The 22,737-nt window shown below is 46.3% G+C and carries 18 protein-coding genes; 5 read left to right on the top strand and 13 right to left on the bottom strand.

All coding sequences use genetic code 11. The annotated features are described in order from the left end of the window. Window positions 1-16: 16 nt before the first annotated feature. Both VEJY3_RS05555 and cysB read right to left on the bottom strand, forming a co-directional pair. Complete coding sequence (locus tag VEJY3_RS05555; protein ID WP_014231456.1) at window positions 17-1,210, bottom strand: methyltransferase; 1,194 nt, start codon at window positions 1,208-1,210, stop codon at window positions 17-19. Between the two features lie 90 nt (window positions 1,211-1,300). Next, window positions 1,301-2,275 carry an HTH-type transcriptional regulator CysB gene (cysB, locus tag VEJY3_RS05550; protein WP_014231455.1) on the bottom strand — a complete coding sequence of 325 codons (975 nt, stop codon included), beginning with the start codon at window positions 2,273-2,275 and terminating at the stop codon, window positions 1,301-1,303. Window positions 2,276-2,599: 324 nt separating this feature from the next. On the opposite strand from cysB, the gene VEJY3_RS05545 reads away from it, so the two are divergent. The 3 genes from VEJY3_RS05545 to VEJY3_RS05535 all read left to right on the top strand — a co-directional run bounded on the left by VEJY3_RS05545 (window position 2,600) and on the right by VEJY3_RS05535 (window position 5,370). Further along, the gene (locus tag VEJY3_RS05545; protein WP_014231454.1) at window positions 2,600-3,364 is read left to right on the top strand and encodes a hypothetical protein; all 765 of its coding nucleotides are present in this window, start codon (window positions 2,600-2,602) and stop codon (window positions 3,362-3,364) included. 102 nt (window positions 3,365-3,466) lie between these two features. After that, window positions 3,467-4,237 carry a tRNA isopentenyl-2-thiomethyl-A-37 hydroxylase MiaE gene (locus tag VEJY3_RS05540; RefSeq protein ID WP_014231453.1) on the top strand — a complete coding sequence of 257 codons (771 nt, stop codon included), beginning with the start codon at window positions 3,467-3,469 and terminating at the stop codon, window positions 4,235-4,237. 176 nt (window positions 4,238-4,413) lie between these two features. Beyond that, a complete protein-coding gene (locus tag VEJY3_RS05535; protein WP_014231452.1) occupies window positions 4,414-5,370 on the top strand; it encodes an AEC family transporter in 957 nt (318 codons plus the stop codon). Window positions 5,371-5,425: 55 nt separating this feature from the next. Here VEJY3_RS05535 and VEJY3_RS05530 read toward each other — a convergent pair whose 3' ends face one another. From VEJY3_RS05530 to VEJY3_RS05515, 4 genes are all read right to left on the bottom strand, one after another. Beyond that, on the bottom strand, window positions 5,426-5,878 hold the full coding sequence (locus VEJY3_RS05530; RefSeq protein ID WP_014231451.1) for a MarR family winged helix-turn-helix transcriptional regulator: 453 nt from the start codon (window positions 5,876-5,878) through the stop codon (window positions 5,426-5,428). 99 nt (window positions 5,879-5,977) lie between these two features. Next, window positions 5,978-9,136: an efflux RND transporter permease subunit gene (locus tag VEJY3_RS05525; protein ID WP_014231450.1), complete on the bottom strand. Its 3,159-nt coding sequence runs from the start codon at window positions 9,134-9,136 to the stop codon at window positions 5,978-5,980. A 2-nt stretch (window positions 9,137-9,138) separates the two neighbouring features. Then, window positions 9,139-10,278: an efflux RND transporter periplasmic adaptor subunit gene (locus tag VEJY3_RS05520; RefSeq protein ID WP_014231449.1), complete on the bottom strand. Its 1,140-nt coding sequence runs from the start codon at window positions 10,276-10,278 to the stop codon at window positions 9,139-9,141. A gap of 473 nt (window positions 10,279-10,751) precedes the next feature. Next, a complete protein-coding gene (locus tag VEJY3_RS05515) occupies window positions 10,752-11,915 on the bottom strand; it encodes a benzoate/H(+) symporter BenE family transporter (RefSeq protein ID WP_014231448.1) in 1,164 nt (387 codons plus the stop codon). 100 nt (window positions 11,916-12,015) lie between these two features. Between VEJY3_RS05515 and VEJY3_RS05510 the strand changes: the two genes are divergently transcribed. Then, window positions 12,016-12,555, top strand: coding sequence for a helix-turn-helix domain-containing protein (locus VEJY3_RS05510; protein WP_014231447.1), 540 nt, complete (start codon window positions 12,016-12,018; stop codon window positions 12,553-12,555). Window positions 12,556-12,796: 241 nt separating this feature from the next. Here the strand turns inward: VEJY3_RS05510 and VEJY3_RS05505 are convergent, their stop codons facing one another. The 6 genes from VEJY3_RS05505 to mdcA all read right to left on the bottom strand — a co-directional run bounded on the left by VEJY3_RS05505 (window position 12,797) and on the right by mdcA (window position 19,070). Then, window positions 12,797-13,672 carry an ACP S-malonyltransferase gene (locus tag VEJY3_RS05505; protein ID WP_237708177.1) on the bottom strand — a complete coding sequence of 292 codons (876 nt, stop codon included), beginning with the start codon at window positions 13,670-13,672 and terminating at the stop codon, window positions 12,797-12,799. 123 nt (window positions 13,673-13,795) lie between these two features. Further along, window positions 13,796-14,413 carry a malonate decarboxylase holo-ACP synthase gene (locus tag VEJY3_RS05500; protein ID WP_014231444.1) on the bottom strand — a complete coding sequence of 206 codons (618 nt, stop codon included), beginning with the start codon at window positions 14,411-14,413 and terminating at the stop codon, window positions 13,796-13,798. Between the two features lie 19 nt (window positions 14,414-14,432). Then, entirely contained in the window at window positions 14,433-15,233 is an 801-nt protein-coding gene (mdcE, locus tag VEJY3_RS05495; RefSeq protein ID WP_014231443.1) for a biotin-independent malonate decarboxylase subunit gamma, read from the bottom strand. Continuing rightward, window positions 15,226-16,380, bottom strand: a complete 1,155-nt coding sequence (locus VEJY3_RS05490) for a biotin-independent malonate decarboxylase subunit beta (RefSeq protein WP_014231442.1) — start codon at window positions 16,378-16,380, stop codon at window positions 15,226-15,228. Before VEJY3_RS05490 ends, mdcE begins: the two co-directional genes overlap by 8 nt. Before the next feature lie 35 nt (window positions 16,381-16,415). After that, on the bottom strand, window positions 16,416-17,327 hold the full coding sequence (locus tag VEJY3_RS05485; RefSeq protein ID WP_014231441.1) for a triphosphoribosyl-dephospho-CoA synthase: 912 nt from the start codon (window positions 17,325-17,327) through the stop codon (window positions 16,416-16,418). A 90-nt stretch (window positions 17,328-17,417) separates the two neighbouring features. Further along, window positions 17,418-19,070, bottom strand: coding sequence for a malonate decarboxylase subunit alpha (gene mdcA / locus VEJY3_RS05480; RefSeq protein ID WP_014231440.1), 1,653 nt, complete (start codon window positions 19,068-19,070; stop codon window positions 17,418-17,420). Between the two features lie 267 nt (window positions 19,071-19,337). Between mdcA and VEJY3_RS05475 the strand changes: the two genes are divergently transcribed. Continuing rightward, window positions 19,338-20,225: a LysR substrate-binding domain-containing protein gene (locus VEJY3_RS05475; protein WP_237708172.1), complete on the top strand. Its 888-nt coding sequence runs from the start codon at window positions 19,338-19,340 to the stop codon at window positions 20,223-20,225. A gap of 87 nt (window positions 20,226-20,312) precedes the next feature. Here VEJY3_RS05475 and VEJY3_RS05470 read toward each other — a convergent pair whose 3' ends face one another. Beyond that, window positions 20,313-22,715 carry a S8 family serine peptidase gene (locus tag VEJY3_RS05470; protein ID WP_014231438.1) on the bottom strand — a complete coding sequence of 801 codons (2,403 nt, stop codon included), beginning with the start codon at window positions 22,713-22,715 and terminating at the stop codon, window positions 20,313-20,315. Window positions 22,716-22,737 lie beyond the last annotated feature (22 nt).

Below are 22,737 nucleotides of genomic sequence, written 5' to 3'. Positions count from 1 at the left end.
ATATAAATAATAACCATCACTTATATGCGCAAATTAAAATATTTCGAGGCGTGACAGTTTTAGCGCAAAACTCCGACAAACTGGCACGATAACCACGTTGCTCAAGATAAAGTACTTTATCTAATGCGAGCCAAAGCTCTAATGGACGCTGAAAAACCAGCTGAACTAAGCTCATTCTTTCCATATGCCAAAAGCGCTGTTCCGCTAAAGTTTCGAACTTATTAAAGTCAATCGACTGACTAATATCGATCGCCTTTTTCTCTGCCGCCCACAAACAAAATGCCTCAAACCCTTCACTCAACTGTGATTTGCGGATACTCGGGACCGGTTGGTATTCTTCAATACCTAGCACCTGACGAGTTATCAGATCAAAGCCCAGCCTGAAAATCATTTCTTGCTGACGATGACGGCGGACACGCTCCCCACCCGTCACCGTTTGTTGCAATGGAATACGAAGTTCTTGTTTCGACAGCGTTAACGTGGAGTGTTGAGCAATCTCGGACAATGGTTGATACGTTTCGCCCTGAATAAGGTGATAACAGCACGGAGAAATCGTCATTGCCGAGACTTCTGCTTCACAGCCGCACTGAAGCAAACGAATATGTAAGTCACCACAAGCATGCAGCGCTACGGCATGTTGCGTAGGCTTAAAAACCGCTTTCGCTTTGGCATCAAATGCGTCGCCTTGAATAAACGTCATCTTCCATTGATGTTCATTAGCCGCCGACTGTCCCGAATCGCATAACGCTTGTTGATATTCAAAGCTGGTAACAGGCTGATCCGTTTGTGTGGTAAGAATACGTCCAAGGTAGCCCTTACCCGAGCACCACTCGAGCCATTCTTCACCATAATGGCTTTGGATTGCGGCTTCTCCCATGGCAACTATTTGCTCAAGTTTACGACCAGGAACACCGCTGTCTAAACCGCGGTCGAGATCCAAACCTTTGAGTGGTACCGTTTCTAAGTGGGTATGCTCAGACAGTAATTTAAGTACTGGTAGGTAAGCGCTAATTTCAGCCAACGCTTCTTCAGGTTTTGCTTTTAAGCGTTCAATTTCAAGAGGAGACAGTGACGCTAACCACTGACAAAGATCGGGATACTGTTCTTGCCAAGGTAATACTGGATGAATGCTGCTTTGGAATGGATCAAATCGCCACAACGATTGGTTGTCAATCAGACAGTCATTAATAAATTGGAATCGAGTGTTCATTAAGCCCCCACCACACTAGCGGGGGCGGATTATATACCTAACCAGCCCTTTCCGAAACACTCGGCTTGGGTATGGGCATGTAATTCATCGTTATCGGACTGGAAGGTCGATATCTTTAAACATCTCTTCAATTTCCACATTTGACTTCAAAGAGATAGCTTGCTCTACCACTGGTCGAGTCAAGTGTGGCGCAAATCTTTCCATAAAATCAAACATATAAGAACGAAGGAACGTTCCGCGACGGAAGCCGATACTGGTGGTACTTGCCCCAAACAAGTGGCTAGCATCGATAGCAACTAAATCTGTGTCTTGCTTTTCATCAACAGCCATACTTGCAATCACACCAACACCAATACCCATTTTTACGTAGGTTTTGATCACATCCGCATCGGTTGCAGTAAATACCACGCGAGGAGTCAGGCCTTCACGGTTAAATGCAGTATCGAGTTCAGAGCGGCCTGTGAAGCCAAATACGTAAGTCACTAACGGGTAAGCGGCAAGGTCATGGATGCTGATGTTGGCCTTCTTCGCCAGAGGGTGATCTTTCGGCACTACAATAGAGCGGTTCCAGTGATAACAAGGCAACATAATTGCGTCTTGATAAAGGTGCAATGCTTCAGTCGCTATCGCAAAATTCGCCGTACCTTTAGCGATCGCTTCTGACATTTGGGATGGCGTGCCCTGATGCATGTGCAAAGAAACTTTCGGGTAACGAGTCGTAAAACCTTTAATGACATCGGGTAAGGCATAACGCGCTTGTGTATGCGTCGTCGTAATGTTCAGGGTTCCCATTTCAGGATGCGTATGCTCACCCGCTACCGCTTTAATACTTTCGACACGTCCAAGGATTTCTTGAGAAATTCGAACAATCTCTTCGCCCGCGCCAGTCACCTGAGTTAAGTGCTTACCACTTCGCTCGAAAATTTGGATGCCCAGTTCATCTTCCAGTAACCTCACCTGCTTACTGATACCAGGCTGTGAGGTGTACAAACTTTCTGCGGTGGCAGACACGTTCAAATTATGGTTTACAACCTCAACAATATACTTCAGTTGTTGCAGTTTCATCGTAATCCCTTACTCGTTCCCGAGACACTAAAATCGAAAGCAAAAATCATCACTCTTTTGAGTGATATAATAATTAGTTATAACGCGACATCTGCCAAATGAACAGTACTTTCTAACATATATCTCAAACTCATACTAAAAAATTAGAAGCAAATTAATATGCGCATGATTGAATCGTTTAAATGCTGCTTTATAGATGCGAGTGAATCCATATAAATTAAAACGTGTGACGGGCTAAATAATCCGATAAATAGGGTGCCTTGCTTGTTGAGATTCATGTATTCTTTAGCGCTAGCCGTAGAAACTAAAAGCAGACGCAAAGATATGAATATTGGTTTAATAATCGCTTTGGTAGCCATCTTATTGGTCTTGATCCTAGGCTATAACATGATGTTGCAATACAAGGTCAAAGTCGAAACGGCAAGAAGACAGGAATCCGCTCGTTACGTTGCTTTAATTGACGGTACTGAAGAACTTATTGGTCACGCTCACCATATTCCTTTCAGCCATGATCTTCTGCTATGCCTGAACAATCGAATTCTTGACGCCTTAGAAGCGATGCAACAACTCGATCCAAAAAATAAACAGCTCTCCCAGCGGGTTGAAAATCTCAAGCAGCAAATTGTCCAGTTAAAATTAAACGAGCAAGCTGGTGACAGTACGACATTCAAAATGCCAAGCAGCGATAAGCAAGCCATTGCGATGCTCAAACTGGTGAAACGCCTGAGAGACACGGTACGTAACGAGCACAATAAAGGTCGATTAGATACTCAGACTTACGTTAGTGAGAACGCGCGCTTGGAAACAATCCAAATCCGCATCAATATCGAAAACGTGATTAAACGAGCCAACGACTCTATTGCGCGTGGTCAACCAGGCACTGCACTTCAGCTTCTACGTAAAGGCATTGACGCGTTAAGTACCAAAAATGATGCTTATTCAATTCAGGCCAAACAAAAGCTTGAAGAGATGCTGGGTGATTTAGATAAAAGACGCCAAGATAAAAACAACGCAGAAATTCAGCAACTGGCCGATAAAGAGCGTGACAATGATATGGAAGTGCTCTTCGGTGAGAAGAAAAAGTGGTAATATCTGCTTAGCTTTCCACTCATGGAAAAGGCTGCTCTGGCAGCCTTTTTTGTATCCAGGTTACCAGTGGATAAAAATCAGAACGTAAAGTATTAAATTAACATGATAAATTTAGACGCCTATCAAGATCTTCTTGCTCCTATCAACCAGTTTCTACAGTGCAGCACACCTGACGAGTGGGTTGAAGAAGCGAAAAAACCAGAAAATCTTCAAACCATTTTGTTAGACCACCTACTTTGTGAGCTCAAAGCAGGCCAGTCAGCCATGTTTTTGATCCGGAAATACGCCGTTGATCAAAACAGTTCACACGCGTTACTAGACTGGTTTAAACCCTACGAAGACTTCGCTTATCGCAATGTTGGCTCATTAGAAACATTGAAAGGCAAAAGTAATATTTCCAAATCAATCATGGCGAAATCAGACTCACCATATAGCCAGGATCTGATTGATAAGATGGTGCTTTTGATAAAAGAAGAGTTACACCACTTTTATCAAGTGCTCGAGATTATGGAAAGCCGTGGCATTGAATACCAGAACATCCCGGCGAGTCGCTATGCTAAAGGGCTCATCTCTCATATGAAAACCCACGAGCCGGAAACATTGATCGATAAGCTGATCATTGGCGCATACATAGAAGCTCGCTCATGTGAGCGCTTTGCGAAACTGGCACCACATATGGAAGAAGATATCGCTAAGTTCTACATTTCTCTGTTGCGCTCTGAGGCCCGCCATTACCAAGACTATTTGGTACTGGCTGAGCAAATCGCAGGGAAAGACATTACCGAACGCATCAAATACTTTGGACGTGTCGAAGCGGATCTCATCTTAACGCCAGACGAAGATTTCAAATTCCACAGTGGCGTACCCGCTTAATCGTCGGATAAAAAATAGAATAAAGCCGGAGCATGCTTCTTTAAGGGGTCACTTCAAGTCCCGGCTTTTTATTAATTGAAAAAACTGAATAGAATTTCATCATTCTACTGTTCCTCTCCCCCTAGTTTGTGGCTTAATAGCTTAAACAATAATAACTTTTCTCAACGGGTACCCGAATGGACTCGGTTTTAAATCAGTTGCAATTTTCTCTATCGATTACAGGCCCTATCTGTTTGATGCTAGTGCTCGGGGTGGTCTTTAAACGAGTTGGCTTGATTGATAATAACTTTATCGATGTGGGGTCAAAGCTGGTCTTCAAGGTGACACTTCCAGCTATGCTATTCATCAGCATTGTGTCTTCAGAACATGACTTCGCTTCAGCCAGTAATTTCGTCAACTATGGCATCATCGCCAGTATTTCATTTTTTGTTTTTACCTACATTTCCGTCAAGTTTTTGTTTCCTAATTCCCCTGATCAAGGAGTGCTGGTGCAAGGCGGATATCGTGCTAATACGGGCATCATAGGTCTTGCTTATGTGTCTAGTGCTTATGGTCCATCAGGCGTCGCGTTAGCCGCTCTTTATGTAGCTGTCACCACCTTTATCTATAACGTACAAGCGGTGATCTGCTTATCACCTAAAGGCGCGACATCCGTCTCTCAGGCCGCGAAATTAATGTTTCGTACACTGACTAAAAACCCGTTGATTATATCCATCGTGCTCGGGATGCTTTTTTACATACTGTCGATCCCTGTGCCTAAAATCGCGATTGATGCAGGCAATTACTTGTCGAAGATGACATTACCACTTGCATTGTTATGCACGGGCGGATCGTTGAATTTGCGCTTAATGAGGCAAGAGAAAGGCCCATCATGGTTTGCCAGTAGTTACAAACTTCTGGTAGCACCTGCGGTAATCACATTAGGTGCGTATTTGGTCGGATTCAGAGGTGTTGAGCTAGGCATTTTGTTCTTTATGAACGCTTCGCCCGTTGCGGCGGCAAGTTACGTCATGGCCCGTTCTATGGGCGGAAACTCTGTGCTGGCGGCAAACATTATTGCTATGACAACCGTCCTTTCCACACTAACTTGCACCCTCGGGATCATCATGTTGAATTCTCTGGATTTGATTTAAACATGAATTCAGCAGGTCCGAACTTACGTTGACTTGTGGGTTTCGCTAGCTATTGTCAGTCGTGATTGGCCAGCGTCACCTTCCTGATCAGACGAACGAACTCCGAGGTTTCCGACTCAGACAAGCAAGAGAAGAAATCCCGCTGCAAGTTAGTCATGATTTCATGAACCTTTTGCAACGTTTGCTGGCCGTCAGTAGTCAGACTTAGCATCTTGATTCGACGGTTTGATTCACATTTAGAAACCTGTACCAAACCACGCTTTTGCAAATTATCTACCATACGCTTCGCAACACTACGTTCGCAGATTACGGCATTCGCTAACGCTTGCTGACTCATTGGCTGAAATTCTTCGATCGCCGCCAGCGCACTCGCCATCTCTAAGGTGATCAAACTTTGACGCGATAGTTCGGCCTGCGCACGATTTCGATACATACGTTGCATTACGCCACAAACAAACATCGGGCTTTTGTCTAAAACGGTAATTGGAGAAATCTTTTTATCTTTCATGGATGGCTATTTTTAAGTAGAGCAGATAAACAAAGAGCGCCGAAGCGCTCTTATATTACAAAAGTATCAGTAGTATAACTTAGTTCAAGCTATTAAGGTCTACTTTGAAGATTCAGATTCTTGAGCCAACGCTTGTTGTTCTTCTTCCTGCTCTTTTCTCGCTTTGCGGTCAAACAAACGTTCTACCACGACGAAGAAGATCGGAACAAAGAAGATCCCCAACAATGTTGCACTGATCATACCGCCAAGTACACCTGTACCTACTGCGTTCTGACCTGCTGAACCTACACCAGAACTAATAGCCAAAGGCACAACCCCAAGACCAAACGCCAGTGACGTCATGATGATTGGGCGTAGACGCACTCGAATTGCATGCAACGTGGCTTCAATAAGCCCAGCACCTTTCTCGTAGTACTCTTTAGCAAATTCAACAATCAGAATGGCGTTTTTGGTCGCCAGACCGACAGTGGTCAATAGACTTACCTGGAAGAACACATCGTTATCCAAGCCTCGTCCCATCACCGCAAGTACCGCACCAAGCACACCCAGAGGCACCACCAATACAACTGCGAACGGTACAGACCAACTTTCATAAAGTGCAGCCAATACGAGGAATACAACAAGAATCGACAACGCGTATAGCATTGGAGCCTGGTTTCCGGATAGGCGCTCTTCATAAGAGATACCCGTCCACTTCACTTGGAAACCTTCAGGTAACTGTTTTACCAACGATTCAATCTCGGCCATCGCATCACCAGTACTAACGCCAGGCGCTGCGCCACCCTGAATGTTCATCGCAGGCAGGCCATCAAAACGTTGTAACTGAGGAGAACCGTACGTCCATTCGCCATGAGCAAACGCAGAGAATGGCACCATGTCACCATTGGAGTTACGCACGTACCAAGAATCAAAGTCTTTAGGTTGCATACGGAACTCGGCATCACTCTGAAGCATTACCTTTTTAACACGACCACGGTCAATGTAGTCGTTGATGTAAGCGCCACCCCATGCCGAAGACAGGATTTGGTTAACGTCATCAATACTCACATTCAAAGCGCGTAGCTTCGCGTGGTCAACATGTACTTGGTACATCGGTGCATCCGCCTGACCGTTAGGACGCACACCAACCAAGTTAGGGTTTTGTGCTGCCATACCAAGCAACTGACCTTGCGCTGCAACCAATGCATCGTGCCCTTGGTTTAACGAGTCCTGAAGATAGAAATCAAAACCGGTGGCATTACCTAACTCTTGGATTGCTGGCGGTGCAAAGGCATAAACCATCGCCTCTTTGATGGTCGAGAAGTAACCCATCGCTCGACCCGTTAATGACGCGGCGTCCATTCCTGGCTCTTTACGTTCTGACCAATCCTTCAAGTTAATGAATGCCATACCCATATTTTGTCCCTGACCGGCAAAACTAAAACCAGCCACGGTAAATATCGAGTTAACCGCATCTTTTTCTTCTTCAAGGAAGTACTCACGCATCTTATCGAGCGTTTTCTCGGTTTGTTCCTGCGTTGAGTTCGGAGGCAAAATCGACATAGAGAAGATCGTGCCTTGGTCTTCATCAGGTAAGAAAGACGTCGACAGATTAGTAAAGAACCAACCTGCCCCTGCGGACAACGCAACAAACAACAACATCATACGACCCGTGCGTTTTAGCAGTCTTGCTACGCCCGATTCGTATTTTGAAGTTAAAGAGTCAAACTTACGGTTAAACCAACCGAAGAAACCTTTCTTCTCAGACAGCTCTGCATCGCCTTTCTTCAGCAAGGTCGCACACAGCGCTGGCGTCAAGATGATCGCAACCAGTACCGAAAGCGTCATGGCTGCAACGATCGTTATCGAAAACTGACGATAAATAACCCCGGTAGAACCTGTCATAAACGCCATCGGTACAAATACCGCAGACAAGGTCAAACCGACACCAACCAAGGCGCCAGTGATCTGCCCCATCGATTTTTTGGTCGCTTCTTTAGGTTCGAGCCCATCTTCGTGCATCACACGTTCAACGTTCTCTACGACTACGATGGCATCATCCACCAGCAAGCCGATCGCCAGAACCATCGCAAACATGGTTAAAGTATTGACGCTAAAGCCCGTCGTATACAAAACCGCAAACGTACCAAGCAAAACAACCGGAACCGCGATGGTCGGAATAAGCGTCGCTCGGAAGTTCTGCAAGAACAGGTACATGATCAAGAACACCAAAACAATCGCTTCCAGTAGCGTTTTCACTACTTCATGGATCGATGCTTCAACGAAAGGTGTGGTTTCGAACGGATATGCGATCTTCAAACCAGCTGGGAAGTTTTCTTGCAACTGTGCTAAACGCTCTTTCACCGCAGCTGCCGTTTCCAGCGCGTTCGCTCCAGTACCCAGAGAAAGACCCAAACCCGATGCTGGGAAGCCATTGTACTGACCCTTGATGTCGTAACTTTCCGCGCCACGTTCCACACGAGCAACGTCTTTCAAATACACATTTGCGCCGCTGGTGTCGGACTTCAGAATGATATTTTCAAACTCTTCAACACTGCTCAAGCGGCTTGCAGAAGAGATGGTTGCATTCAACAACTGCCCTTTTTGAGCTGGTGCTGCGCCAAGCTGACCTGACGAAACCTGAGCGTTCTGCTCACTGATCGCGCCAGCGACATCAATCGCAGTCAGATTAAACTGGGTCAACTTAAACGGGTCTAACCAAACACGCATCGCATATTGCGCACCAAACGCCTGAACCTTACCAACACCTGATACACGGCTGATTGGATCTTCAATGTTCGATACCACATAGTCTGCGATGTCATTTTGTGTGTAGTCTGGATCTTCAGAATACAGGGCAACAACCAATAGGAAAGAGGTGTTCGATTTCTCGACAACAATACCCTGGCTTTGTACTTCACTCGGTAACGAGGTCAGCGCCAACTGTAGCTTGTTTTGTACTTGAACCTGAGCAATATCCGGATCGGCTTCGCTATCAAATGTTAGCGTAACTGTCGCATTACCAAACGCATCACTGCTTGATGAAAGGTAACGCAAGTAGTCAAGACCAGTCATGTTTTGTTCAATAACCTGCGTAACGGAATCTTCAACCGTTTTTGCAGACGCGCCCGGGTAGCGAGCAGAAATCGTGACCGTCGGCGGTGAAATGGTTGGATACTGCGACACTGGCAAGTTCATCAGGGACATGACCCCCGCCAGCATAGTCAGAATAGCCAGAACCCAAGCAAAGACCGGACGATCGATAAAGAATCGTGCCATGATTACTCCTGTTCACCGGTTTGAATGCTTACAGAACTACCTGGCCCTACCTTTTGCAGACCAGCCGTAATCACTTTGTCGCCCGCTTTCAGGCCGTCGATAATACGCCATTGGTTATCAACCACTTCAGCTGTCGATACCGGAGTCGAGACAACTTCATTGTCTGCGTTAACAACCATCACGGTCGCTTGTCCCCTTGCATCACGAGTTACCGTGTTTTGCGGTACAAGGATAGCTTCAGGGTCAACACCCGTAATAACCGTGGCACGAACAAACATACCCGGAAGAAGCAGCCCATCAGGGTTAGGGAATTCCGCACGCAGCGTGACACTGCCAGTGCTCTCATCAACATTCACTTCGACAAACTTCATTGTGCCTTTGTGAGCATAGGTCGAGCCATCTTCTAGTTCTAAAGTCACTTCGGCTGACTCATCCTGCTGGATATGTCCTTCCGCCAGAGCAGATTTCAGACGCAGCAACTGAGCTGATGACTGCACGATGTCGATGTTAATTGGATCAAGCTGTTGAATCGTCGCTAACGTGTCAGACTGGTTTGCAGTTACCAAAGCACCAGCAGTAACACTTGATTTACCGATAACACCACTGATAGGAGCCTTAACCTGAGTGTATGACAAATTGATTTTCGCAGTATTGATTGCCGCTTTAGCCACTAATGCCTGAGCTTTTGCTTCTTTGTAAGCCGCTTCCGCTTCATCCAAATCTTGTTGACTGATTGATTTTTTCGAAATGAGGGCACGGTAACGCTTAACCGTTGCAAAAGTGGATTCTTCAGTCGCATTCGCGCGGATCAATTCTGCTTCAGCACTTAACAGAGCCGCTTGATAGGTTGAGTCGTCAATCTGATACAGAGACTGACCTTGTTCGACAACACTACCTTCTACAAAGTTACGTTCCGAGACAATACCACTCACCTGTGGGCGTACTTCTGCTTCTTTAAACGCACGGCTGCGGCCCGGTAGCTCTACGGTTAACATTTGACGAACTGGCTCAACAGTCATCACTTCGACTTCTGTTGCTGGAGCGGCACCACCGCTTTGCTTCGTTCCTTCTTGGCTTGGTTGGCATCCGGCCATAAACAGGCTTGACGCAATCAACAGCGATAGCGTGGTTTTACGTCTCATTAAACATCTCTCTTCTTACTTTCTCTAAAAACCATTCAGGCGCCTAAATACACCTAAAAAATGTGGTTATAATTGTTGAAGTTACATTCAAAAATTACTTAGGATGATAATTACCCAGTGTTGTACATACAACAATATTTACGTTTCTATACGCTTGCAGAATACGTTTGTCTGAAAGGTGTGCTTAACATCTCAAAACTGATTATTTTGCGTTGGAAATCACATTTTTCTGTGTGCAATAATATTGCTCAAAAAGAAGACATATTGATGAAATAATCACCAGAAGTTTGTACAAAAATTTGATCCCAAGTCCACTTTTATTTCTTAAACGCCTAAGAAACAATTCGTAGATAACCAAAAGTAATGTTAGCTAATGCACTAAAAATGACCTGAATTTATGCATGCATTCTTATTTTTAGTACCCGAAACCGGGCTAGGATCAATTAACACAACACTTTCGTCGCTGGCAATGCTTATGCGCGGACCGCTTTATGAGTTAAACGCAGATGCATAATCCCCACTAACAAGCCCCACAATGTCGCGCTCACACCAAGAAAACTGATTCCGGACAGAGTGATAAGAAACGTAAACAGTGCAGACTCTCTGTATCCTTCGTCATGAAAAGCCGATTGCAAACACATCATTAACGTCCCTAACAAGGCAAAACCCGCTAAGATTTTTGTTACATCGTCAGGGAGTGATAAAAAGATCGCCACAACCGTCGTCGCGAACACACCGGCAATCAGATAAAACACCCCGGCCCATATCACTGCGCGGTAGCGTTGTGTTTTGTCTGAGTCTACTTCTGGTGTCATACAAATTGCTGCTGAAATTGCGGCAAGGTTGACACTAAAACCACCAAATGGCGCTGACAAAATATTGGTGATTCCCGTGCCCATTAAAATGGGTTTCACTGGTGTGTCATATTGGTAACTTTTCATCATCGCAATACCAGGCAAATTCTGAGAAAGCATCGTAATGATATAAAGCGGGATCGATAAGTTCAGTATCGCACCGAGATCCAAACCCGGAGTGACCCACATAGGCTGAGCAATGGAGAGTTCCTCGATGTTAAGCGTGGCGTCTTCCACCGCAACCGCGCAAACAACACCCAGGATAAGAAGTACGAGCATTGCGTACCTTGGAATCGTATTCTTGGCTAACAAAAAGCCAGCAAACATAATTAAAAATGTGATTGGTGCGCTGCTCACTGCTTGAAAACTCCCTAAGCAGAACGGCAACAAAATAGCACCAAGCATCGCAGTGCCGAGTTGTGGCGGAATGCGTTCAAGTGCTCGACTTAACGGTGAAATGAGTCCCGTCAACAAGATCAGAACACCAGAAACAACAAAAGAACCGATGACGACTGACAAATCATACTGCTGTGAAGCAATGACCAACATCGCCGCTCCGGGTGTCGACCACGCGGTCAGAATCGGCGTTTTATAAAACCATGAATAGGCGATGGAGGTTAACCCCATTGTGACGCCCAAGGCCAACAACCAGCTTTCTATTTGACTGGGTGTCGCACCGGCAGAGGTTGCCGCCTGAATGATAATCACCACCGAGCTGGTGTAGCCCACTAACACGGCAGTAAACCCTGCTGACAAGTGACTTAAATTGAACAGCTTTTTCATCCTTCGTTCTTCCCTGCTTTATGGTAAAATTTTTGTGCGCTATAACATACAAACAAAAAGATAACATTGTGCGTAATAACGCACAACAAGGTATTTAGTTATGAATGAATCAGCATTTAAATCCGAGATTGCTCACCACCTGAAGTCTGAAAGGAAAAAAAGAGGATTGAGTCTGGATGCGACCTCTAAACTGACTGGGGTTTCAAAAGCGATGTTAGGGCAGATCGAGCGAGAAGAATCAAGCCCGACGATTTCGACGCTGTGGAAAATAGCCAGTGGTCTGGACACATCTTTCTCAGCGTTTTTTGCCAATGACCCAGAGCTACGCTCTGCAGACCAGGCCTTCCCCGACGACTCAAAGATGAAAGTGAATACGCTATTTCCTTACAAAGCAGATTCAGGTTTGGAAATGTTCGAAATCACGCTGACTGATCATCATCGCCAAATGTCCTCTCCGCATGGAGTTGGCGTCATCGAACATATTCATGTGTTGAAAGGAGAGATGAATGTGTTCTTCAACGATGAATGGCATCACCTGACTACAGGAGAGAGCATCCGCTTTTTCAGTGATCAACCACATGGCTACGAAGCTGCAACGGAAACAGCAACGTTTCAAAACATCGTTTGCTATCCGAGATGACCATCCCTGCGAGTGTTGATTGGAACGAACCTCCCATTCGGGCACTTAAAGGACCTCAGAAAGTGTATAAGTCTCAGACTAAAGACTACATTTTATATGCCGATGCCCCACACAGAACATTCAGCAGTCGTGTTCTGGCAACGAATAGTTGGGCTTTATTTCTTCCTGTGTTTAGCCAGAGTGGTAATGCTCTGGCTTCTTTTTACCTGGAGTAAAATGGCTGGAGAGTTCCCTTCATCAATTAGTGTGTTCTCTTTACCCACTCTAAGGTGTTGTCTAAGTTGGTGGAGTCAAGGCTGATGCACTGTGTCTGATTCATTGATGACTGGCAAAGTGACGTGAGTACGGCTCCCGGAGCGCATTCCATTGCCAATTTTACGCCACGTTGTCCCATCATCGACAACGTATCCCAGAGGTTCACCATTTGACACATATTGAACGCTAAATCTCGACGTATGCTTTCAGCGTCGTGCAGCACCCGGGCTCGGTTGGCGCTGACGTAAATACTCTTAGCTCGGTTGATCGGAACCTTCTGCATTTCGGCATACAGAATTTCCGCCTGAGACGCGAGTAACTCACAGTGCGAAGGCACCGAAACGTTAAGGCGTCGGGCGCTATGTGCCTGTGCTTTTATTGCCTGTTCACAGATCCGGTCGAGGTCGTCGAGCTTGCCTGATACGATGGTTTTATTCTCTGAATTAACGTTGGCCACATAGACACACAACCCCTGTTCTTGCGAGCGGAGTACCAAATCACTCACCTGATTCTGTGAAAGCCCAATTATCGCCGCCATGCCATAACCGCTCGGATAGGCCTGAGCCATAAGTTCGCCTCTCAAAGAAACAATATTAAGCCCTTGTTGCAAATCTAAAATGCCACTGCAAATTGCGGCAGTAAACGCTCCGATTGACAGGCCCATCATATAGTTCGGCTGCACACCATGGGCTTTCAGGTAGCGATATTGAACATACCCAGAAATGGTAAGCGCTAACTGAACATCCTTATTTGAGCTGTTCTCATCAAGGCTATCAAAATTAGTTGGGGAGTACCCCAATGCCTCTTCTACCTGCTGCAGGGCCAATTCGACCTCAGCGTGACAAGGTAACTCAGATATCATGTTGGGGCGTTGTGTTCCCTGTCCGGGAAAGGTCATTAGAATACTCATGATTAAGGCTTCTCTGATCGAAGGGTATGCCCAGCAGCAAAACCTAAACCGGGCAAAATAGAGCAAATTTAAGGATTAGGATATCCAAGGATTATCAGTCAGTAGCGGGCCCTCGTCCGTTTTGATCAGAACGTTAGATTCTCCGCGGCCTAAAACCCACTCTCTTAAAGCGACGGCCCCGAAAGGCGTTTCTATTTGCGTATCGACCCTGCACGCTAATTTGTCTAGCTGATCGCTTAAAGACGTTAGCGTTTCTACTGGCACCGGCTCTGATAAGTAAACGGTCATGTCGATATCACTATCCTCATGCGCGCATGGCATTCCCGTCGCCAACTCGTAACCTAAACTGCCTGTGACGCCCCACTCAATTCCATACGCCTGACATATTGCATCCACATCAGTGAGCGTTTGAAAAGCTACTAACTCACTCGAGTGCCAGTACGCCCGTGCATGCTCTGACTGAACAAGCTCTCTAGGCGAAACTGACTTGACGACCGATGATTTACACGCCCATGCTGCCAAACGTTCACTGCGGTTTTTACCTCTCACGCCGACGGGAATTAGGGTTTGTCGGCTAGCCCGGCGGACAACAACTGGCAGAGACTGATTATGGCTCGCGTACCAGTTGGGCGATTCATTTCCTTCCAGGGTTATTTCATCGACCCACAATAAATCATGTGCGCTAAAAGGCATCATCAGCCTCCTCATTACCTTAATACACCCAGGCTTGTTGCATCTGTTCTCGAATATGACGGGTTGCTTGTCTGTTCTCCCCTTGCAGGCGATGAGACCAGTCATTGCCGTTGACTTTGATATCTTCCAATGCCGCAGAAAAGAGAGAGCGAATATGGTCAATATCCTGATTAGAAGGCTGCTGCGCATTCTCTACCGAGACCAACTTCCACAATAGCCCTAGCGAATTGTAATTGTTGATATCGTACGCCATCGGCGGATGTTCAGCAGCGAGTGATTCTAGCTGTTCAACGGTTCTGAGCGTCACTTTCGCCGCCGAGGCTTTACCCATCGCATGCACACTGCACTGCTCATCATCCAAAGCAATCAATCGAGACGCCTGATAGCCATGAGCAAGAAAGCCACCTGACATCGCTTTGCCCACAATCAAACCTAACACCGGGTGACCCGCCTTACGAGCCTGAGCGTATGCATTAGCCGCTGCTGCTAATGACAAATGAATGCCATAAGCCTCTTCGCGGCGACCGTAGGCCTGAGAAGGAACATCAATAACCGCGACAATGATCGACTTTGAATGGCTGTCTTGATCACGTTCAACCACCTGACGCACGGCCTTCGCAACATTCCATCCTTCCAGTAACCCGACTTCACCATTTCTCGCTCGTGGGAATGGATTATTGAGGTCTTGAGTCACGTTTATATAACGAATAGGAAGGCCATTAAACTGATCATCAACGACTTGTACCGATGGAGAAAAACCAGTGACTACCTGACCGTTCTCGGCCAGTGCTTTCATCCAAATATCACCTCGTTTATTCATCAGCCTCTCCTCCTGCTAAATCAGAACATACCTGTGTAGGCGTTGCTTGAACCGATGTATCTACCTGATTCAATATCGATAAATAGTGGTCAATTTGTTCACTACGGGTTGTTGGTGGCTTGCCAGATTGAAGTGTCTCAACAAGCTGTTGTTTCATCGCGTTTGCATCATCTTCAACTAAATGATCGACCAAATTACTTCGATATCTCTGCTCACCACCGGTGATTCCCCAGATAAAAGGTCGATCGGAAGAGTCGTATTCCGCGATCCCCGCTTCCTGCTCAATCACCGCCGGGCCATTCAAACCAAGTCGCGCTTCACGGGTGACGATAAGCTTGCTGCAAAGTCCTGCTGCAATCGACATACCACCAAAGCAACCCACGGCTCCGGCCACAATCCCTACAACAGGCACATAATCATTAAGCCCGATAATGGCGGAGTGGATATCGGCAATGGCAGCCAAACCAAGGTTGGCTTCCTGTAATCGGACACCGCCGGTTTCAAGTACAATGACCACTTGGGTTTTTGCACCGCGTTGATTGTCTTGCAGGGCGAGATCAAGAGCGGCTGCCATTTTTGCACCAGAAACTTCACCAATCGCGCCGCCCTGAAACCCACCTTCTATTCCGAGAACAACGGCGCGCTGGCCATCAATTTTTCCTAGCATCACAACCGCACCATCATCACTTTGTGAAACGATGCCTTGCTTAGATAACCATGGGGACGTTAACTGTGCTTCACAGCCCAAAAGCTCCGTAACTGAACCTTCATCGAACAGGAACTGGCAGCGCTGACGCACTGGCATTTCGACAAAAGAGCGACCCATTTCCGAGCTATCGAACGAAGGGTTCGTTTGTTCCTCAAGCTGCTCGAGTGCCTGAGCCAGCCTGAGGTTAATCACGCCGGGAGTCGCGCCAAAGTCATTAATGGTGACAGTCATCGCTTCGTTAACCTCATCAAACGCACGCGATAAAATCACTTGCCACACTTCATGACGATGGTTAATTGAAGTCGAAATATTCACGTCGATTTGGGGGCTTGAGTTTGGTTGCAGCAAAACTTCTAAGTCACCAGACCCAACATTACCCACCCGCACGTTTTTGGAAACCGAGTGCTGACCTGGATAAGTAAATTGCAGTTGTTCCATTGCTAATAATCTCCTTTATAAATCAATGAACTGAATCATTGATCAACCAAAATGATGCTACGGTTTGCTATTGCATCGACAAAGAGTGTCGCCGCTAACAGATCAGCTGTGCCTCCCGGAGAAGCATTGATAGCAACCATGTCTCTGTTCAATTCGATGAGCTTGCTAAAGCCTGACTCCGTCGCCACTCCACCAGCACGAATGATGTCATTCGCGCCTTGTTGCATCAGTTTTAACCCCTTCATTCCAGATCTGGATAGCACGCACGTATCGGTCAGTTCTGCCATCAGAGCTACTAACGTATTCAACTGCGCATGAGGCTCAGAGTCACCATTCTGCCGACTGGTGATAAGAGCCGGAAACGCGATGTCTACAATGGCAGGAAACCCATTCTGAGCTTGCTCTCGAGCGCCGTTGATCTGATATTGGCGTGTTGCCTTAAGTCCTTTACTCCACGTCTGTTTGACGAATTGATCCGGCAAACAAGCGATGCGCCCGGCAACCACACACAGATCATTTGACGTCGCGTGTTCTCTCAGCATCCCTGCGGAGGTAGCAAGCAAACCCAGCGCCCAAATCGCCCCACGATGCGTGTTCACATTATTGGTCACCGTCATCATTTGCGACTCGGCATCTCGGCCAATGCGACCAATTCTCTCTCGCAGAACAAGCAAAGAATCCGTAGTCTGATCAGAGTGATACCTTTGCCCTTCTGCCGCCATTTGCGCGAAATAAGGCGCAAGGCAGTTGGCCGAACGCACCATCAATTCAACAGTCAAGTCACTGTGTGACCCGTTGTTCCACTGATCAACTAAGCCAGGTTTTGGCGATAACATAACTTCAGCGACCAACGCATCACGCGCTAATAAACCTATCTGATTTGCCAACGGAGAAATCGTTTTGTATTCCTCACAATTTGGGCGGACTTTCTGAGCAATATGCGACATTAACGTTCCCTCTACCTCACTGCTTACTTACACGCTTGCGAATACTGCTGAGCGGCTAATAAACAAGTGCTGTTCTATAAACCCATCAGCCTACCAACTGCGGAATTTCGCAGGCGGCTCGTACAAACCTTCAGACCACTTAACCAGCTCATTCATATTTTTCGCGGCTAACAAGTCACGAGTCGCTTCAGAGCGTTTGATACCCAGATCCTGAGGTGTGGCGACCTTGCCTTCCGCTCTGAGCTTATCTATCTGATCCTTCGTGATTGTCTGCCCTAAATGAGTAACGCCAGCCACCGCTGCAATCATCTGTTTGCGCTCTTCCAGATCTCGCGCCATGTACAGGTAAGCAATGCCTTCTTCGGTCAATACGTGGGTCACGTCATCACCATAAATCATCACTGGCGCAATAGGCATATTGCTGTGCTGGCCAACATCCACCGCATCAAGCTTGTCGACAAAAGTTGGCTTTTCCCCGCTTTGGAATGTTTCGACCATTTGCACCACCAGCTTTTTACCTTTTAGGATGTCTTGGTCGTGATCGGTGATGAGATCCATCCAGGCATCACTCGCGTGTCGCCGTCCACGAGGATCGTGCCCCATGTTTGGCGCACCACCAAAGCCGGACAATCGACCATGCGTAACAGTCGACGAGTTGCCTTCTGCATCCATTTGCAGTGTTGCACCGATAAACATATCTGCTGCGAACTGGCCAGCCATCTGACACATAGTTCGGTTCGAGCGCATGGAACCATCGGATCCGGTAAAGAACACATCTGGTCGATGACGGGCGTACTCTTCCATGCCTAATTCGCCACCAAACGAGTGCACGCTTTCAACCCAGCCTGATTCGATCGCGGGTATCAATGTTGGATGCGGGTTTAATGTCCAGTGCTGACAGATCTTGCCTTTCAGTCCCAGTTTTTCGCCGTAGGTTGGAAGAAGTAATTCGATCGCGGCGGTATTAAAGCCAATGCCGTGATTGAGGGTTTGCACTTTATGCTTGGCATAAATCCCTTTGATTGCCATCATCGCCATCAAAATATGGGTGTCTTTGATCAATCGGGGGTCGCGAGTGAACAGCGGTTCGATAAAGAAGTCTTTGTCAGCTTCGACCACAAAGTCGACCCAATCGCCAGGAATATCAACACGTGGTAAGTCATCGACCGTGTCCACAATCTTGTTAACTTGAGCGATAACGATGCCGTCTTTAAAAGCAGGCGCTTCCACCAGAGCAGGTGTGTCTTCCGTTGATGGACCTGTATATAAATTGCCTTTTTTGTCAGCTGTGTAGCCAGCCACTAGGGCAACATTGGGAATTAAATCACAGTACAAACGCGAGTAGAGTTCGATGTAGGTATGGACGGCGCCAACTTCTAGTATTCCGTCAGCGAGCATTTGAGAAATACGTACGCTCTGTTTTCCTGCAAAAGCGAAATCCAGCTTTTTGGCTATCCCCATTTCGAAAATATTCATATGCTCAGGCAAGCTCACACTCGGCATGATCATATGCAGATTATTCACCGTTTGGGGGTTTACTTTTTCTAGACTGCGCACCAAGAAGTCAGCCTGTTTTTGATTATTGCCTTCGAGGATAACTCGATCACCGGATTGGATAATTTTTTCCATCACTTCAACAATATTTTCGGTTGGAATAACCTTCCCTTCCGTTATTGAATGAACTGATTTAATTCGCTGCTGTTTTAAGGTGCGCTTAATATCCCACTTCTTCTTTTCCGTCATAAAAGTGCCTCACGATCTATTTCAATCACGCTGTTATTTTTTAATTTGAAAAATAACCCGCTATTCCATGGCATTGTTTTCCGTGAACTAATGTCAGTGACAACGCTCTGAATCTATCCATAGATTCAAACTACTCGTGAACGAGACCACATTCAATTAACTGGCAAGCAACACTATTAACCTAAAGTTAACAATGCTATGGTGATGACATCATTGGAACGGATTCGAACAAACATGATTAACGATGGTGTTACGTTAAAGAAAATAATGATTTTTCATGAATTTATGAAACACAACAGCATGAAAGATGCTGCAAGTAATTTGGATATTAGTGTGGTGAGTGTGCATAAAGCGCTGCACTCATTAGAAGAAGCGATTGAGTGCCCACTTTTTGAGACTCAAGGCCGTTCCCTCCGCCCGCTGAAAAGTGCGGAAACCTTGTATACCTACTCAGAAAAACTGTTGAATGAACTGGATTCCGCCATCAAAGAAGCGAAAGAGCAGCTGGGGATTCAAGCCGACAAGTTGGCATTAGGTAGCTTGTATTCCTTAACGTATGATCTGGTTCCAAGTGTTGTCTCAGGTTTGCAAAATCGACGACCTGAACTTCAGGTTTCGATCACCCAAGGCTCGAACCAAACGCTACTGCAACGCTTAGACAAAATGGAAATAGACGTCGCACTGATTGCGCAACCGCACACCGCGGCGAATAGCACCTATACCGTCATGCCGATCTATCAAGATCACATGGTGATTGCGTTATCCAACTCTTCGCCTTTTGCCAACAAAACCCAGATAGCACTGGAAGAGCTCGCCAATGAAAAACTCATCACTCTATCGCCTGGCTTTGCTACCTATGAACATTGCATGAAGTGCTTTGAAAGGGACAACCTTAAACCTAATATCGGCATGCAGGTGGAAGATATTTTTACACTAATGAACATGATTCAATCTGGCGTGGGCTACTCGATCGTTCCAGCACGATTAAAAGACAAATACCAACCACACGTTACGTTTGTTGATATCGATACCCTTCACCCCGAGCCTGAACCTCAAACCGTGTCTCTGGTTTGCTTAAAAACGAAAGAGCGTGAGATAGGCATACTGAGTTGCATCGCAGAATGTCGCTTATACGCGCTCAAACATAAAGCGTAGGATTAACAACTAGAATCAGAAAACCCCAGACAATGGGTCTGGGGTTTTCAAAGCGAGCCTTGCGCATCATTAAAGAGCTAAGTTTATCTATTCAAAAATAACGACGACTTCACTTGAACAATTGGTAGTTCCAGCTTCACACACCATATAAGTATATGTCGCACTGCCTTTGCCTATTTTTTCATCCCTATACGTTCCTCCGGATACGCTAGGCGTGATAAGGTTGCCATCGCGATAAACATCTACGCTCATTGACGCGTCTTCCCAGGTTAAGACAACGTTGTGCCAATCAGGTTTACCGGATAGATAGTGGTCAAACAATGTAAGAACTGGGACGACTGGTTCAGGTTCAGGTTCAGGTTCAGAAGGAGGTATGCCCCCAACTTCAGTTTCGATCACAAGCTGGTCCACAAATATTTCGTCTAACACATCGTTACCAGCAAGCTGATTAGTATCTGTAACTCGGATATAAACCGTGCCATCGACTCCCGCTGGTAGATTGGCACTGTAGCTTTCCGTTCCACCACTAACAGAGAGCCCATTTAACTTCGAATAGTTCGAACCATCAACAGAATAACTAAATGTAAAGGCTTCCCCGTCTGAAGAAATAGTGGAACCAGCCACAATATTTAGTGTGGAAGTACCTACGGGAACGCCTGTAAACACCCACGTATGTTGTAGGTAGCTATAACGATTAGCTGGTTTACCACCAGATAAACGCTCAGCAATAGTTTGAACTTTCCCATCATCAGCCACAGCAGTATCGGCATAAGTCCCGGTTACCGTGCCTGCACCAAATATTTCGCTGCTCGCTACCGTAGTCTGAACCGTATCAGAAGGCGTACTTTGTGTTGTCGCGGACGCCACATCTGTATAGGCGGAATCACCCACTTCGTTATAAGCAACGACTTGATAGTCATAAGAGTTTTCAGCTGTTAAACCCGTATCACTATAAGTGGTGACATTAGCTTCAACGCTGGCGAAATCTACCTCCCAGCCAGAGCCACTATTGCGCTCTATACGGAACCCTTGTTCATTATTCGAATTATCTTCCCACGTCAGCGTAATTTCTGTATCGGAGACAGCCGTCGCAGAGAGTGAGGTTGGCGCAGCAGGTAAAGTCGCAGGCTCTTGAACCGCATTCAAAGCGCTAAGAACACCTCCGGTGACTGTTTTCCCTGCTAAAGATGTCAATGGACGAGTCGTGCTCAAAATACGGTTTTTAATTTCTGCATAGCCCCATTCGGGATGCATACTCGCCACCAAAACCGCCACACCAGCAACATGAGGTGCAGCCATTGACGTACCTGATGCTATCTCATAGTCCCCTGTTATCGTATAAGTACTCACGATGTCTTCGCCCGGAGCGCCAAGATCAACGCGGCTACTACCGTAGTTTGAAAAAGAAGAAAGGTCATCGTTGGCGTTTGTTGAGGCAACCGAAATGATGTTATCTAAATCGAAGGATGATGGGTAATCTGCCGTAGAATCGTTATTATCCCCTATTCCATCACTACCTCCGTTGCCAGCAGCAGCGATAAATAGGTGGCCACTTGACGCGGCACTTTGTATTGCAGCGTAGAGCCCATCTGAAAATTCAGGCTCTCCCCCCCAGCTGTTATTTGAGATTTTCGCGCCATTCTCTACGGCAAACTCAATCGCGCTGATCGCATCACTGGTGTAGCCTGAACCATCAGCGCCTAGGAAACGCAGCGCCATAATCTGACATTGCCACGCAACGCCCGCGACACCGATTTGATTATTACCTTGGGCACATATCGTACCGGCCACATGGGTTCCATGCCCATGTTCATCCATAGGGTTATTATCGTCGTTATAAAAATCATAACCATGAACTCCACTAGGGCTGCCAGTGTTCGACCACATATTTCCGACTAAGTCTTCATGGTTATAATCCACCCCAGTATCAATCACCGCAACAATGACATCCGAGCTACCCGTGGTGATGTCCCAAGCTAAATTGGCATCAATATCCGCACCCGCCTTTATTGGGAACAACGTACCTAAGAATGGCCCCCACAAATTCAAATAAAAGCTGCCATCATTGTCTGGTGCCCATTGCAACCCCTCCGTGTAGTAATAATCATCGGGTTCCATGTAAGCACGAATAACATAATCAGGTTCGACGAAATCGACAAAAGGCAAACGCTGTAAGGTTTCAATCGCTTTTTCTACACTGCGCCCGTGGCCTAACTGAAGATGCTCAAGCGCATTCACAATCGCAAATTGGCGCATCGTTTTACCGTTAACCAATTGCCTTGCTTGTTGTTTATTTGCCACGCTGGCTTCAGGTTTAAAACGTATCAGAACCGACTCTGATGAGTAGGCTAATGATGGGTTATTTTCAAGCTCAGCACGAGCCCAAGGAGAGGCTGCATGAATTGGAATAGAGGTAAGAGCGAGGAACAAAACACACCACAACTTTTTAGTCTGCGCTCTTATTGTTTTGACAAAGGTGCTAGTAAACATAGTCGTTCTCTTCTTATTGAGT

It is taken from the genome of Vibrio sp. EJY3 (genome assembly GCF_000241385.1).
Classification (GTDB): Bacteria; Pseudomonadota; Gammaproteobacteria; order Enterobacterales; family Vibrionaceae; genus Vibrio; species Vibrio natriegens.
This window is presented reverse-complemented; position numbering and strand designations above follow the sequence as displayed.

Coding starts and splice junctions, on each gene's coding strand:
- mdcA (WP_014231440.1), bottom strand. CDS start 19,070: ATGACGGAAAAGAAGAAGTGGGATATTAAGCGCACCTTAAAACAGCAG.
- VEJY3_RS05520 (WP_014231449.1), bottom strand. CDS start 10,278: ATGAGACGTAAAACCACGCTATCGCTGTTGATTGCGTCAAGCCTGTTT.
- VEJY3_RS05490 (WP_014231442.1), bottom strand. CDS start 16,380: ATGGAACAACTGCAATTTACTTATCCAGGTCAGCACTCGGTTTCCAAA.
- VEJY3_RS05470 (WP_014231438.1), bottom strand. CDS start 22,715: ATGTTTACTAGCACCTTTGTCAAAACAATAAGAGCGCAGACTAAAAAG.
- VEJY3_RS05540 (WP_014231453.1), top strand. CDS start 3,467: ATGATAAATTTAGACGCCTATCAAGATCTTCTTGCTCCTATCAACCAG.
- mdcE (WP_014231443.1), bottom strand. CDS start 15,233: ATGAATAAACGAGGTGATATTTGGATGAAAGCACTGGCCGAGAACGGT.
- VEJY3_RS05535 (WP_014231452.1), top strand. CDS start 4,414: ATGGACTCGGTTTTAAATCAGTTGCAATTTTCTCTATCGATTACAGGC.
- VEJY3_RS05505 (WP_237708177.1), bottom strand. CDS start 13,672: ATGATATCTGAGTTACCTTGTCACGCTGAGGTCGAATTGGCCCTGCAG.
- VEJY3_RS05510 (WP_014231447.1), top strand. CDS start 12,016: ATGAATGAATCAGCATTTAAATCCGAGATTGCTCACCACCTGAAGTCT.
- VEJY3_RS05525 (WP_014231450.1), bottom strand. CDS start 9,136: ATGGCACGATTCTTTATCGATCGTCCGGTCTTTGCTTGGGTTCTGGCT.
- VEJY3_RS05485 (WP_014231441.1), bottom strand. CDS start 17,327: ATGTCGCATATTGCTCAGAAAGTCCGCCCAAATTGTGAGGAATACAAA.
- VEJY3_RS05475 (WP_237708172.1), top strand. CDS start 19,338: ATGATTTTTCATGAATTTATGAAACACAACAGCATGAAAGATGCTGCA.
- VEJY3_RS05500 (WP_014231444.1), bottom strand. CDS start 14,413: ATGCCTTTTAGCGCACATGATTTATTGTGGGTCGATGAAATAACCCTG.
- VEJY3_RS05530 (WP_014231451.1), bottom strand. CDS start 5,878: ATGAAAGATAAAAAGATTTCTCCAATTACCGTTTTAGACAAAAGCCCG.
- cysB (WP_014231455.1), bottom strand. CDS start 2,275: ATGAAACTGCAACAACTGAAGTATATTGTTGAGGTTGTAAACCATAAT.
- VEJY3_RS05555 (WP_014231456.1), bottom strand. CDS start 1,210: ATGAACACTCGATTCCAATTTATTAATGACTGTCTGATTGACAACCAA.
- VEJY3_RS05515 (WP_014231448.1), bottom strand. CDS start 11,915: ATGAAAAAGCTGTTCAATTTAAGTCACTTGTCAGCAGGGTTTACTGCC.
- VEJY3_RS05545 (WP_014231454.1), top strand. CDS start 2,600: ATGAATATTGGTTTAATAATCGCTTTGGTAGCCATCTTATTGGTCTTG.